We start from the raw sequence: 13,733 nt of genomic DNA, 5'->3' as shown, positions 1-13,733 counted from the left end.
TCTCTCTTTACCAGGCGGCGGCGGAGATCCTCGCCCGTGACGGCAAGCCCGATGAAGCCGTCATCCTGCTGCGCGAGGGGATCAAGGCGGTTCCGCCAGCCTTGGGCCTGGTCTCTCTTTACCAGGCGGCGGCGGAGATCCTCGCCCGTGACGGCAAGCCCGATGAAGCCGTCATCCTGCTGCGCGAGGGGATCAAGGCGGTTCCGCCAGCCTTGGGCCTGGTCTCTCTTTACCAGGCGGCGGCGGAGACCCTCGCCCGTGACGGCAAGCCCGATGAAGCCGTCATCCTGCTGCGCGAGGGGATCGATCAGTGTGGTGGTGGTCGAAATAGTTACAAATTGGTCGAAAGTGTTATTCTTATTTCAAGCGATATCGGGCGGAGTAATCTGGCCAATAGTCTTACATTGAGTTCCCAGCAGAACTTTTATGCCGACATCGTGTCGCATATTTCGCAAGACGAATTCGCCGCAGCTGCGAACATTGCAAAATCAGGGGTAGAAGAATTCCCAGAGTATTTTGCACTGGCAACACAGGGAGCCTTCGCGAGTGTGGCATGTGGCCGTATGGATCAAGCGCGGGAATTTCTTGATAAAAAGGCCAGAGAAATAGACTTCTCCAAAGGGTCATCGGTCGCTTGGCTGACGGCGTTGATCGAAATTAAGAGCGGAAATGTTGGAAATGCGAAGCGATATCTTGACGTTTACTCAGGCCGAACTCACCTTGACGAAGAAATTTCGCTCGAAACTCTCCTAGTATATTGGATTGATTCCTGCCTGGATTTTGGGTCGTCTCTGTCCTACCACTTTCCACGCATTCCAATTTTAATCAGTGGGTTGGATCACATCCTTATTCGTCACCAATATTTCAACCATCGCGGTGGTAATGAAAGTGCCTTCGGCCACCACAAAGTGGAGATTTTGGACATGGACACTCAGCAGGAGCGAAAAGCCGAAAAGCGGACCGCGTCGTTCTTAGCTGTCGCCACCGAATGGTCGTCGGGTCGCGGCGGGCTGAGCACGTTTAACCGGCAGCTTTGCGTCGCGCTCAGCCAGGCTGGCGCGCAGGTCGCCTGCATAGTGCTAGAGGCCACAAGTCAAGAAATAGTGGCGGCGAAAGAATTGGGAGTGACTCTCGTCGAAGCACCGCGTGGAACGGGCCTGTCAGATGAACAAAGACTGATAAACAAGCCTCTCGACCTCAACGAGTTTAACCCTGATTTTCTGATTGGTCACGGCCGGATCACCGGTCCCGTCGCAGCCTCGTTACAAGCAAACCACTATCAATCTGCGCGCCGCGTGCACTTTATCCACATGGCACCGGATGAGATTGAACCCTACAAGCTTGATAGGGAAGATCAAGCCGGGATGCGCGCGCAGGATCGCACTGAGCTCGAGGTAGATCTGGCTCGAACCGCCACATGCGTTGTCGCGGTCGGGCCGCGTTTGCATGGTCGGTTCGCGACCTATCTCGCCGGCTACGACGACACTAAGTCGCCATTACGGTTTGACCCGGGGTTCGACGTCAAGAGGCCGCAAGAGCGGAAGCCGCCCGAAGGCGACCCGTGGCAAGTCCTGCTTGTGGCGCGCGCAGAGGACGTTCACTTAAAGGGACTGGACACTGCAGCATCGGCGGTCGCTAAGGTGGCACGGGAACGGCTAGCAGTCCTCCCGCGCATCGAATTGGTCATCCGCGGCGCAAAATCAGACGGAATGGACAAGCTGCGATCTGAACTACTGCAAAAAGCTGGCCCGAACCGTTTAGAACTCTCCGTACGAGCTTTCACCGTATCGGATGAAAGACTTAGGGCCGATTTGCAGAGCGCTAGTCTTGTCTTGATGCCGTCGAGGTCCGAGGGTTTTGGTTTGGTCGGGGTTGAAGCTATCGTCGCTGGGGCACCAGCCCTCGTCAGCGCTGACAGCGGCCTAGCTCAGTTACTCAGGGAGGACCTTTCTCCCGACCAAGTAGCCCGGCTTGTCGTAAAAATGGATGGTACTCCCGATGAGCTGTGCGAGCGCTGGGCAAATGCCATTGAACGAGTGCTCGCAGATCGCGAAGCTTCTTTCCGGCGGGCCGCAGAAATACGCAATATTATGGCGGACAAGAAAACTTGGCTTAATGAGGCAAAGAAATTGTTGGCTGCATTGACCGCTGGTTCAACGAATTAATTCGTCTGAAATTGGACGACAGGAATGTCCTGCACCTGAATCGCCCCAGCATTGCCGGAGAGTGCTCTGCGCAAATTGTGTAACCGCGGGGATGTGAACCAAATCTCGGTTGAGAGAGACATCCGCTTTTACGTGTTCATGTCCGGAAGCGGCCCGTCAGGTTCCCCCCACAATCAGCCGTCCAAATGCAATTGGGCTATGTCCGCTTATGGGATTTATATTTGAACGCATGGACGGCTGGGACGGGCGCATACCGGGACGTCCTTTGAGGCTCGACCATAGATAATGGATTGTTTTCAAAACTGGTGATTTTTGGAATCCGGTCATGAAAATCGGGGTCCGGGGCCTCGGGTCCTGGTGGGTTCGGGCGATGCCCGAAATCAGCTTCGGTTCCGGACTTCCGGGGCTGTCAGGTGGAGCCAGGGGTGGCGGGTGCGGAGTAGGGTGACGACGGTGGGTTTGTGGGTTGGCTGTTCCGTCAGGGTGTCGGTCATGGCGGCGTTGTGGACGCGGTATTCGGCCAGGATTTCGGGCACGTGGGTGCCGGGGATGCCGTGTTCGGCCAGGGTGCACCACAGGTCGTAGTCCTCCCACCCCATGGCGTCGCGTTGGACGTAGTAGCCGCCGGCCGCGGCCCAGGCCCATTTTGCCACCAGCGCCATGGCGTCGACGCGGTTGCCGCCCACCAGCCGGCCGGGGTGGAAGGGGATGTCGCCCAGCAGGCCCTGGGCGCGGCCGAAGCGGCGGATGATGGGGTAGGCGTATCCGGCGTCGCCGATGGCCGCCCGCAGCGTGGCGCATGCCTCGGGCAGCAGCCGGTTGTCGGCGTCCAGTTGCAGGATATGGGGGGTTTCCGCCGCCGCCATGCCGATGTTGCGCGCGCCGCCCAGCCCGGCATTGCGGACCGCGCGCAGGATCAGCAGCCGGTTGAAGCGCGCCGCATGTCGTTCGGCCCACGACAGCAGCAGCGCCGCCGTGTCGTCGGACGAGGCGTCGTCCACCACGATGAGGTCCAGCGGGTCCAGCGTCTGGCCGCGCACCGACTCCAGCGCCTCGATGACATGGTCGGCGTAATTATAGGCGGTGACGACCACCGTTACGGCGGCGTCGCGCAACTGGTCGCGGGCGAACAGGATGTTGCTGTCGGGAATGGCGGGCACGTCGCGGCAGCGCCACGCGCCGCGCGCCAGCGCGATTTCGCCCGCTCGCGCGGCCTGGGTGTCGCCGGTCAGCCCGGCGATCGCCGGGGCCAGCAGGCCGGCCTGGCGCTGCGGCCCGTAGTCCCACAGCACGGTGTGGAACGCATCGCGCGCCATGCGGCGGCGCAGGGCCGGGTCGTCCACCAGCGTCAGCAGGGCGTCGGCCCATTCGGTGGCGCCGTCGGCCAGCAGGCCGGTGACGCCGTGGCGCACCGCGTCGCGGAACGGCGCGGTGGGGGAGACGACGGAACACACGCCGGCCAGCGCGGCCTCGAAGAATTTCAGTTCGCTCTTGGCTTCGCAGAACGGGTTGCCGACTTCCAGCGGGGCGATGGAGATATCCAGGCGCGCCAGTTCGTCGGGCAGGGCCGCCAGCGGCACCATGTCGCGCCATTCGATGCGCGCGGCGTGGGGACGCAGTTCGGGAAATTCGTCGGTCAGCAGCAGGGGGCGGCCACCCCCGGCCTCGCGGAACAGGACCAGCCGCACCGTGGGGCGCTGGTCCATGACGCGCAGCAGGCCCGCCAGCGCCTGGCGGAAGTCGCGCTGGTGGGTGCGCGTACCGGTGGCGTAGCCGATCCGCACCAGCCCGTCGGGCGCGCAGGCCGCACGGCGTCGCAGGGCGTGACGCGACCGGCGCAGGGTCTCGGCGTCGTAGGTGTTGGGCCAGACGAACGTCAGCGGCGTGAAGGGGCGCATCCGCCCGGCCAGGGTCGGGGTGGGCGCCACGCCCAGGTCGCAGGCCCGCAGGGTGCGCTGCATGTCCGAGAACAGGCGTTCGACCTGCGCCACCGGGGCGCCTGTGGTGCGGATGCCGTCGATCAGGTCGGCGCGGGCCAGGGACGGTTCGAACACGATGTCGTCGGCGTCGAAGGCCAGCACCGTGCCGCGTGCCCGCGCCAGCGCCATCAGCGTGTCCACATGGCCGCTGAATTCGACCCGCCACAGCACGATCAGGTCGGCCCAGTGCACGTCGTCCGCCCCGACGGCCGCGCAGTCGCGGCAGCGGGCGTCGAATCCGGCGGCGCGGCAGGCGGCGGCGTTGCGCGTTACCCGATACAGCGTGCCGGGCGTTTCGGGTTCGCCCGACACGAACAGGACGTGGCGGATGGGGCGTCGCCCCGGCGGTGCGTCCGGCGCCGGGGGACGCAGGCGGCGGGCGAGGGCGCCGGCGATCCGGCGCAGGGGGCCGGGTGAGACCGCCGGTGGTGCAGGTGGAGGGGCGGCGGGGACGGGCGGTGGGGTGTCCTGCCGGTTCAGGGCCAGCCGCAGTTCCATGGCGTCCAGGCGCAGGCGGCTGATGTCCTGCCGGGCCAGGGCCAGGTCGGCCCGCGCTTCGACCAGATGGCGGCGGGCGGCCCAGTGCGCGCCGATGGCGGCGAAGCGGTGCACGATATTGGCCGGAGTGTGATCGTCCGCGGGATCGTCCGCGGCCAGCAGCGCGCACAGCGCGGCGAGGGGGCCGGGGCCTCGCGTCGCCAGCACCAGCCCGTCGCCCAGCGGCAGGAAGACGGAGGGACCGTCGGGCCAGGCCCATCCGGCCTGCCGCCCATGGAGCAGGACCGCCCCTCGCGCGGTCAGCAGTGATGCCGGATGGGCCATGGGGGCGTTGCGGACATCGAGGTACAGCAGGTCGAACGGGTCATGCGGCGGGGCGGGGTGTGGCGGCAGGGCATGGATGCCGGTGGTCAGGCGCCGGCGTCGCGCGACGTCGCGCAGCAAGGCCGTGATCGCGGCGGGTTCGCCCGCGCCGATGCCGATGCGGCGTGGCCGGGCCAGCGTCGTCACCCAGGCCAGGAACGGCAGGATGGCGCAGGTCGCCGGGTCGGGGTCGAGGACCGGCGGCGCGCAGAAGAACGGGTCGAGGGCGTCGCGGCCCAGCAGCGCCAGATGGTCGGCCATGCGCGGGTGGCCGCGCAGGGGCGGGAACGAAGGGGGGCGTTCGTCGGTGTCCATCGAATGTCGTCGTCCGGAACCAGAGGGGCGATTTCTTCATCCCTTCAGCCCAGACGTTAATATTTTGGGAATATCTGCAGTGTTTCCTGTCCCTGTCGTTCGGGGGACGGAAGTGTCCGGCGATGCGTGCCGGCCGCCCGAATGTCCATGGCCGGGAAACATGGGTAGGGAGCACGACAGGTGGCGATTGTAACCGTAATGGGCGCCGCGGGCGCAACGGTGAATGTGACCGTCGATGGCGGCGACACGCTGTCGTTGGCCAGGGCCTATGCCAGGACCTTGCAGGACACGGCTGCCGGCAAGACATTTTCCACCCTGCGGAGCGGGGGCAACATGTCCACCGCCGGCAATGCGGTAGGGGTCGTCACCGTCGGCGGGGCCTACGCGCTGGACGGTGCGTATGTGAATATCGTCGCCGGCGCGCTGTCGACGGATGCCGCCTCGTCGCCCGTGCTGACGACGCCGGTGGAAATCAACGCGCGCGGCGTGACCGCGCCCGTCGAGGTCATTTCCGGAACGCTGGGCGGGACCACCTTCCTGGGGGGCGACAGCGGGGGGTCGTTCCTGGCGACGGCGGGGAACGATGTCTTTGTTGGCGAGACTGGAAATTTCACGGTCAATACCGGATCGGGCAACGATATCGTCGATACGGGCGGCGGCAACGACACGGTGAATGCCGGCGCGGGCGACAACCAGATCTATCTGGGTGACGGGTCGAACGCGGTGGCGTCGTGGGGCCAGGACACGATCATCGGCGAGGGGGGCATCCAGTCGGTCACGATCTATGGCGGCGATTCCTCGATCTCGCTGGGGCCCGACGCCCTGGTCAAGGACACCGCCGCCGGCAGCACGATGACGGTCGGGAACGGCAGCACGGTGTCCGGCGGAACGCGCGACACCGTGTCCTTCACCGGCACCACCGGCACGATCGCCGGCGGGATGTCCGACACGATTTCGGCCGCCGGCGACCTGGTCGTCAGCCAGGGCGTGGGCAACAGCATCAGCGTGACGGGCAGCCTGACCTTCCTGAACGGCACGGGCATGACCACCGTGACGGCCGGCCAGTCCACGATCTTCGGCGCGGCCGGGCTGGACATGTCGGTGAACGGTTCGGGCAACACGCTGTTCGTCGCCAATGAAGGCAACCAGACGCTGGACGGGGCGCTGTCGGGCAGTCCGCTGCATGCCTTCGCCGATAACGGGACGGCGACCTTCATCGGCGGCAACGGCAACGATACGCTGGTCGGCGGGACGGGCAGCACCACGATGACGGGCGGTCTGGGCGACAATCTGTTCGCCTTCACCAAGGGACCCAGCAGCGGCGGCGACAATATCATTACCGATTTCGGCAGGTCGGCCGGCAATGTCGCCGCGCTGTACCAATATGGTTACGAGAACGGCGGCGGGTTGCAGTCGGTTCTGGACGCGGCCACCGTGTCGGGGGGGAATACGACCATCCAGCTGTCCGACAGCACGAAGATCACGTTCCTGGGCGTCAACGACCTGAAGGCCAGCGACTTCACCCTGAGCTGAGGCGGCGGGTGGAGGCCCATCCACCCCCTGGGCCGGGCGACGACCTGCTGGACCTCTACCGGGCCAGCGCGCGGTTGCAGGATATGCGCGCCGTCGCCGCGCGCGCCGATCTTGACCGGCTGACGCATCTGTTCCGGCTGCAGGAGCGGTCCCTTTCGGGCCGCCTGCTGCGTCTGCTGCGCGGGCATCTGCGGCAGGAGGGGGCCATTCGGACGGCCCGGCGCGTGGCGTGCCGGATACGGCATGTGCTGCGTCCCCCGCCGGTGGAGGATGGCGGCCTGTCCGCCGTTGCCGACGCCTACGCGCGGGCCGTCGGGACGGAAGGGCTGGCGCCCGTTATCCTGATCGTCGCGGAACTCAGCCTGGGGCAATGCGCGAAATATCGTGTCTGGCAAAGGGTGGATCAGCTTCGGTATCTGGGCTGGACGTGCCGGGTGGTGGATTGGCGCGACACCGGGCCGGCGCTGACGGCGCTGCAATTCTGCACGCGGGTCGTCTTCTATCGCGTGCCGGCCTTCGAATCGGTGCACACCCTGCTGGCCGAGGCCCGACGCCTGTCGCTGCCGTGCTGGTGGGAGGTGGACGACCTGATCTTCGACCGCGACCTGTATCTGCGGAACGGGAACCTCGCCACCCTGGCCGGCGCCGAACGCACGGAGTTGCTGTTTGGGGTTGGTCTTTTCCGGAATTGCATGCTGGCCTGCGACCGGGGCATTGCCTCCACCCCGGTGCTGGCCGAGGCGATGCGCGCCGCCGGCCTGCGCGACGTTGCGGTGATCGAGAACGCGCTGGATGCCGAGACCCTTGCCATTGTCGCTGAAATGGGGGCCGCCGGGTTGGGGGGCGGGGAGGCTCCGGGCGGTGACGACGGGCCGGTGGTGGTGATCTACGGGTCGGGGACACGGACGCATGACGCCGATTTTCGCGTGGCCGTGCCGGGGCTGGTCGCGGCGATGGCGGCGGAGGCGCGGCTGCGGCTGCAGATCGTTGGTGACCTGGCGGCGCCGGGGGAACTGGCCGTGTTCGGCGACCGGGTGGAGATGCTGCCCGGCCGCCCCTATCGCGACTATCTGGCGCTGCTGGCGCGGGCGGATATCGCCATCGCCCCGCTGGAGGACTGCGTTTTCAACGACGCCAAGAGCAACATCAAGTTTATCGAGGCGGCGGTCCTGGGCCTGCCGTCGGTCTGTTCGCCCCGCCGTGCGTTCGCCGATGCGATGACGGACGGCCAGGACGGCTGCCTGGCCGCCACCGACGACGACTGGGCGCGCGCGCTGCGGCGTCTGGCGGACGATGCCGGCCTGCGCCGCCGGATCGGCGCCCGCGCCCGCGCCGGGGTCATGGCGCGTTACGCGCCCGAGCGGGTGGCGCGGCACCAGGTCGCGCCGGTTTTCGGCCGGCCCGCCGACCCGCCGCCGGATGGGCGGCTGCGGGTGTTGTGCGTGAATGTCTATTATGCGCCCCGGAGTTTCGGCGGCGCGACCCTGGTGGCGGAGGAAATGGTCCGGCGCCTGCATGCGACCGGCGCGGTGGAGGTGGCGGTCCTGACCGCGCGCCCCGCGATTGCCGGCCGGCCGCCTTCCGCCCTGCGCTACCAGGAGGGGGGCGTGCCGGTCCTGTCGATCGACATGCCGCCGGACGGCGATGCCATCGCCGCGTTCGACAACCCTGCCGCGGCCGCGGTCTTTGCCGATGTCGTGGCGTCCTTCCGGCCCGATGTCGTGCATGTCCATGCGCCGCAGGGGCTGGGGGCCGGCCTGCTGCGGGTCTGTCGCGAACGCGGCATTCCCTATGTCGTGACCCTGCACGATGCCTGGTGGCTGTGCGCCCGGCAATTCATGGTGCGCGCCGACGGCCGGTTCTGCGGGCAGGCGCGGATCGACCCGCGCGTGTGCGGGCGCTGCTGCCCGGAGGCCCGCTATCTGGACGACCGGGCGCTGGTGCTGGGCCGGGGATTGCGGGACGCGGCGCTGCTGCTGAGCCCCAGCGCCGCGCATCGCGGGCTGCATGTCGCGAACGGGGTCGATCCGGCGCGGATCGTGGTGAACCGCAACGGCTTTCGCTGGCCCGCCCGCCCGCGCCCCGCCCGCCCGCCCGGCCCGGTGCGCTTCGGCTATGTGGGCGGAAACGAGGTGGTCAAGGGCTTTCCGCTGATCCGCGCGGCGTTCGAGGGGCTGGAGCGGCCGGACTGGGTGCTGCGGCTGGTGGACAATACGCTGACCCTGGGCCTCCGTTCGATCGACATGGCGGGGTGGCGGGTGCGGGGGCGACTGGACGTCGTGCCGGCCTACGATGGCGGGACGATGGATGCGTTCTTCGACTCGATCGACGTGCTGCTGTTTCCCTCGCGCTGTCCGGAAAGCTACGGCCTGACGGTGCGCGAGGCCCTGGCCCGCGACGTCTGGGTAGTGGCGTCGGGCCCCGGCGGGCAGGCCGAGGATATCGTCGATGGCGTGAACGGCACGCTGGTCGGGCTCGACGCCACGCCGGCGGATCTTGCAGCGGTGGTCGGCACATTGCTGGATGGGGGCCGGTTCGACGGCTACGTCAACCCGTTCAAGGACCGGCTGGCGACGTGGGACGGCCAGGCCCGGGACCTGCTGGACCTGCTGCGCGGCGTGGTCGCGGCGGGGGCCTGACAAGGGGCTTTGCCCGATAAGCGCGACAGTAACGCTTCTTCCTTCGCTGTGGGCGAGGGAGGTCGGGCGTTGCCCGAACCCACCAGGGCCTGAGGCCCTGGACCCCGATCATGGATAACGGATTGGTTTCCAAAGGGCTCGGCCCTTTGGCGGGTTTCAGGGCAGAGCCCTGAGATTCGTCACCAACACCTAACGACAACAGAACCTTTGGAAACCCCGGACTTTATAAAACGAATGGGATGCAAGGGCCTTGGGCCCTTGCCGGGTTCGGGCAGAGCCCGACTTTCTCACCCCCGGCCGCCGCGTCCCGACAGCAGGGCGGTCAGAACCACGCCCCGGTCGCGGCTGAGGACGAGATAGAGCAGGCGCATCTTCCACCCCGCGCGCGGGGTCGCGCCCCGGCGGGGCTGGTCGCGCAGGAAGGTCTCGATCCAGTCGGCCTGGAACTGCGGGCTGCGGGCCACCAGGGCGCGCCACTGGCCGGTCCAGAAGATTCCGCATGGGTTGTCGCGCAGCAGTTCCACCTTGATGAACGGCACGGTGTCCGACCGTGCGACCGACAGCCAGTCGGCGTGCATGGGGTTGGTGGGCACCAGCCGGCGCAGGCCGGCCCTGCGGTCCGGCCAGGCGGCGGCAGCGCGCAGGCCGGCGCTGCGGATCGCCAGGCCCAGCCCGACCTCGCCATGCAGGACGATTTCCGGCTTGTTCATCCGGGCGAAGGGCTGGGCAAGGACTAGGCGGATGGCCGGATGGTCCAGCGCCTGTGCGGTGAAGCACAGGAACCACGATTGCAGGTGCCAGGCGACGCTGTGGGATTCGACCAGCCCCCAGACGTCGGCCGGCCGGTCCATCATGGCGCGCACGATGGGGGCCAGGGGGCGCAGCGGGCCGAACACGCTGTCGTTGGCCAGCACGATCCGGTCTGCCCCTGCGGCGCATCCGGCCGCCAGCAGGTCCTGCCATGCGCCGAAATCCAGCCCGCCGTTGGGGCGGGGATGGGCGGTGATGCCGTGGCGGGCGCAGAATTGCGCGGTCTGGGCGTCGGTCTTGGCCGCACCCGACAGCGCCAGGTGGATGGTCATGCCGCAGGCGGCCAGTTCGGCCAGGTAATGGCGCACATGCGGCGCCAGGCGGCCCGCCGGATCGTACTGGGCGAACAGGCAGACGGTGCGGCTCACGGACGCGCGACCCGGAATAGTCCGCAATCGTTATGACGAAAATGGCCTTGGCCAGATGCCGGTGGGAATCGGCCCTTTCGGCAAGGGAGACGGCTTTTGCAGTCCATGTCAGCAAGATTGTCCATGCGTCGAAAATTTTTCTGGCATAAGATGAAGGTGCGCGCTACAAGCCGCGACCTTCGACGCAAGACGTCGTGAACGGCTGGCCCGGTCACGGCGTTGTCCCGTGGTAACTTGACTAAGGAGCAGACAGTCTCAATGAGCAAGGCCTTCATCGCCGCGGTTATCCAGGATTCGATCGACTGCACCGGCGTCGCCGCCAACCAGGCAGCATCCGACCTGATTTCCGCCATCGTCAAGGAACTGAAGAAGGAAGGCGGCTTCACGCTGCCGTCGTTCGGGACGTTCACGGTCAAGAAGACCAAGGCGCGCAAGGCGCTTAACCCCCGTACCGGCGACCCGGTGAAGGTCAAGGCCGGCAAGACAGTGCGTTTCAAGGCCAGCCCGAACCTGAAGAAGGCGGTCTGAGCCGTTTTTCCGCGTTCGTATGACGCCCCCCACGGCCGGCCTGCCGGCCGTGGGGCAGCAGGACCGGCCCGCCGTGGGGCAGCAGGACCGGCCCGCCAGGGGCCGGGGTGACCGGATGGGTCACGATCAATCCGTGTATTGATCGCGCATTTTCGTGATTTTCGATCTGAGTGCCGGGCTCTGGCGTTGGCTCTGGCTGGGGCGGGAGGGATCGAACCTCCGAATGGCGGAATCAAAATCCGCTGCCTTACCGCTTGGCTACGCCCCAACATGCCGAGTCCGTTCGGCATCGCCCTTCTAATGTGTTCTTCCCGGTGGCGTAAAGGGGGCAGATGCCCCCTTTGGCCGGATGGGGGTCAGAACGGTTCGGGCGACGGCTCCAGCGGCAGGTCCACGGACGGGTCGATGTCGGTCGCGCCCGTCATCGCCGTGTCGGCGGTGGGCGAGGCCGAGCGGCGTTCCAGCAGGTTGCCCAGGCGGGCGGCGCGGTCCAGCGCGTGGTCCAGGGCGGCCATGGTGTGCGACAGGTCCTCGCTGTCGTCGCGGTCCCAGGCCCGCAGGGCGTAGGCCCACACGCCCACCAGCCCCTTGACCCGCAGGGCGCCCGCCACGCCCGAGATGTCCAGGCCGGCGGCGCTGGCCATCCAGCGCATGCTCTCGAGCGTGGCGCCGCCCAGCAGCAGCGCCAGCGCCGGGTCGAAGGGCAGGGCGCGCAGCACCGCGCGCACGCCGGCGCGATATTGCTGCAGCACGTCGAACCGCCGCATCAGCAGGTCGAACAGCTTTTCGCGCGGGGTGCCGGTGCTGCCGTCGTCGACCAGGGCGGATTCGTCGGCCAGGCGTCCCAGCTTCAGCAGGACGCAGGGTTTCAGCGGGAAGCGCCGGCGGGCGTCGTCCAGCGGGATGCCCGCGTCGCGCGCGGCGTCGACGATCGTCAGCCGCCGCCATCCGTAGAGCGCGGTGCGTTCCATCGCGGAGCGGAGCAGGGCATCGTCGAACTGGTCGTTGTCCATGAGGTCTTCTGACGTATCTTCGGGTCTATGCCTGCGGTCCGGCCGATCCGGACAGGCTCGGTCCGTATTGCGGTTAAATTACGGTGGGGCGGGGCGCAAGTTCGCCGGACGCCGGGGTGAGATGCGTCCGGTCTTCGAAATGTGCGCGGAAGGCCCCGTGCGGGTCAGGACGCCAGTTCGCGCGCGCGCAGGGCCGCGGCGTGGATGGCGGCGTCCAGGGTGGCGGGCCAGGCGTCCGCCGCCATCAGCACCGACAGGGCCTGCTGCGTGGTGCCGCCGGGGCTGGTCACGCGGCGGCGCAGTTCGGCGGCGTCCACGTCGGTCCGTTCCATCAGCGCGCCGGCGCCCGACACCGTGCGCCGGGCGATGCGCCGCGCCAGCGCGGGGGGCAGGCCCTGGGCGATGCCGGCGCGTTCCATCAGCTCGGCCAGCAGGAAGACATAGGCGGGGCCGCTGCCGGACACCGCCGTGACGGCGTCCATCTGGTCCTCGGCCTCGACCCAGGCGGTGTCGCCGATGGCCGACAGCACGCGTTCGCACAGGGCGCGCTGGGCGGGGGTGGCCGGCGGCGGGGCGTAGCATACCGTCATGCCCTGCCCGATGGCCGAGGGCGTGTTGGGCATCGCCCGGATAACGACCGCGCCCGGCGCCCCCGCCGCCGCGAAGGCGTCGGCCAGGCCGCCGACCGTCTTGCCGGCCATGACCGACAGGACCGGGGCGTGCCGTGCGAAGCGCGCCAGGTCGGGGATGACGGCGGCGGCCTTCTGCGGCTTGGTGGCCAGCACGATCAGCGACGGGACGAAATCGGCCGGCAGGTCGGCCGCCAGGGGCACGACGCGGTGCGGCGCCGGAACCGTGTCGCGATGCCGGTCGAGAATGACCGAAGGGGCCAGCCCTTCGGCCAGCCAGCCGGCCAGCATGGCGCCGCCCATCTGCCCGCAGCCGACCAGCAGCAGCGGCGGGATGGGATCGCGCGGGGTTCCGGCGCCGTGGCTCATGCTTCGCCCGCGCAGTCGAGCATCGCGGCCTCCAGGGCCTCGGCGGGGGTCTTGCCGCCCCACAGGACGAACTGGAATGCGGGATAGAAACGTTCGCATTCGGTGATTGCGATGTCGATCATGTCTTCCAGGCTTTCCATCGACGCCCCCGGCGCGCCGCGCAGCAGGACCGCGTGGCGGAACAGCGGCATGCCGCTTTCCAGATCCATGCCGAAATGGCCGATCCACAGGCGTTCGTTCGCCAGGGCGACCAGTTCGAACAGGGCGCGGCGTTGCTGGGGCGGAACCTTCAGGTCGAACGTGCAGGTGAAATGCATCGCGCTGACTTCGCGCGACCAGGAGAAGTACAGGCCGTAATCGCACCATTTTCCGGGGGCCTCGGCGGCCATCTCGGAATCGTTGCGGCGTTCGAACGCCCATTCGTATCCGCCGACGATCTGTTCCATGAGATCGAGGGGGTTGGAGTCCTGGGAGGGTGAGGAGAGCGTAAGGGCAGGCATGTGGGACTCCCCGAAAGCCGTGGA

At 67.6% G+C, this 13,733-nt stretch carries 9 protein-coding genes and 1 tRNA gene; 4 read left to right on the top strand and 6 right to left on the bottom strand.

Annotation, left to right across the window (positions count from 1 at the left end; genetic code table 11):
- Positions 1-2,165, top strand: a 2,165-nt coding sequence (locus HLH21_RS16385) for a glycosyltransferase family 4 protein (protein ID WP_182944821.1), incomplete at its 5' end; no start/stop codon positions are given.
- A 380-nt stretch (positions 2,166-2,545) separates the two neighbouring features.
- Here the strand turns inward: HLH21_RS16385 and HLH21_RS16380 are convergent.
- A complete protein-coding gene (locus tag HLH21_RS16380; protein ID WP_182944820.1) occupies positions 2,546-5,320 on the bottom strand; it encodes a glycosyltransferase in 2,775 nt (924 codons plus the stop codon).
- 180 nt (positions 5,321-5,500) lie between these two features.
- On the opposite strand from HLH21_RS16380, the gene HLH21_RS16375 reads away from it, so the two are divergent.
- Together HLH21_RS16375 and HLH21_RS16370 are read left to right on the top strand one after the other, a co-directional pair.
- Positions 5,501-6,853 carry a calcium-binding protein gene (locus HLH21_RS16375; protein ID WP_182944819.1) on the top strand — a complete coding sequence of 451 codons (1,353 nt, stop codon included), beginning with the start codon at positions 5,501-5,503 and terminating at the stop codon, positions 6,851-6,853.
- Positions 6,854-6,936: 83 nt separating this feature from the next.
- On the top strand, positions 6,937-9,492 hold the full coding sequence (locus HLH21_RS16370) for a glycosyltransferase (RefSeq protein ID WP_182944825.1): 2,556 nt from the start codon (positions 6,937-6,939) through the stop codon (positions 9,490-9,492).
- A 287-nt stretch (positions 9,493-9,779) separates the two neighbouring features.
- On the opposite strand, the gene HLH21_RS16365 is transcribed toward HLH21_RS16370, so the two are convergent.
- The gene (locus HLH21_RS16365; RefSeq protein ID WP_182944818.1) at positions 9,780-10,670 is read right to left on the bottom strand and encodes a rhamnan synthesis F family protein; all 891 of its coding nucleotides are present in this window, start codon (positions 10,668-10,670) and stop codon (positions 9,780-9,782) included.
- 258 nt (positions 10,671-10,928) lie between these two features.
- Here HLH21_RS16365 and HLH21_RS16360 point away from each other — a divergent pair, with 258 nt between their 5' ends.
- Positions 10,929-11,198, top strand: coding sequence for an HU family DNA-binding protein (locus tag HLH21_RS16360; RefSeq protein WP_182944817.1), 270 nt, complete (start codon positions 10,929-10,931; stop codon positions 11,196-11,198).
- Positions 11,199-11,391: 193 nt separating this feature from the next.
- On the opposite strand, the gene HLH21_RS16355 is transcribed toward HLH21_RS16360, so the two are convergent.
- The 4 genes from HLH21_RS16355 to HLH21_RS16340 form a co-directional block, all read right to left on the bottom strand.
- Positions 11,392-11,466, bottom strand: a tRNA-Gln gene (locus HLH21_RS16355).
- A gap of 88 nt (positions 11,467-11,554) precedes the next feature.
- The gene (locus HLH21_RS16350) at positions 11,555-12,211 is read right to left on the bottom strand and encodes a TetR family transcriptional regulator (protein WP_182944816.1); all 657 of its coding nucleotides are present in this window, start codon (positions 12,209-12,211) and stop codon (positions 11,555-11,557) included.
- Between the two features lie 164 nt (positions 12,212-12,375).
- Entirely contained in the window at positions 12,376-13,209 is an 834-nt protein-coding gene (gene proC, locus HLH21_RS16345) for a pyrroline-5-carboxylate reductase (RefSeq protein ID WP_182944815.1), read from the bottom strand.
- Positions 13,206-13,709, bottom strand: a complete 504-nt coding sequence (locus HLH21_RS16340) for a type III secretion system chaperone family protein (protein WP_012553583.1) — start codon at positions 13,707-13,709, stop codon at positions 13,206-13,208. The genes proC and HLH21_RS16340 overlap by 4 nt, the downstream gene beginning before the upstream one ends.
- Positions 13,710-13,733 lie beyond the last annotated feature (24 nt).

It is taken from the genome of Gluconacetobacter johannae, assembly GCF_014174305.1.
GTDB classification, from domain to species: domain Bacteria; phylum Pseudomonadota; class Alphaproteobacteria; order Acetobacterales; family Acetobacteraceae; genus Gluconacetobacter; species Gluconacetobacter johannae.
This window is presented reverse-complemented; position numbering and strand designations above follow the sequence as displayed.

What these genes read in the sequence shown, in the direction of transcription:
- HLH21_RS16370 (WP_182944825.1), top strand. Translation starts at nt 6,937, where the DNA reads ATGCGCGCCGTCGCCGCGCGCGCCGATCTTGACCGGCTGACGCATCTG.
- proC (WP_182944815.1), bottom strand. Translation starts at nt 13,209, where the DNA reads ATGAGCCACGGCGCCGGAACCCCGCGCGATCCCATCCCGCCGCTGCTG.
- HLH21_RS16360 (WP_182944817.1), top strand. Translation starts at nt 10,929, where the DNA reads ATGAGCAAGGCCTTCATCGCCGCGGTTATCCAGGATTCGATCGACTGC.
- HLH21_RS16350 (WP_182944816.1), bottom strand. Translation starts at nt 12,211, where the DNA reads ATGGACAACGACCAGTTCGACGATGCCCTGCTCCGCTCCGCGATGGAA.
- HLH21_RS16340 (WP_012553583.1), bottom strand. Translation starts at nt 13,709, where the DNA reads ATGCCTGCCCTTACGCTCTCCTCACCCTCCCAGGACTCCAACCCCCTC.
- HLH21_RS16380 (WP_182944820.1), bottom strand. Translation starts at nt 5,320, where the DNA reads ATGGACACCGACGAACGCCCCCCTTCGTTCCCGCCCCTGCGCGGCCAC.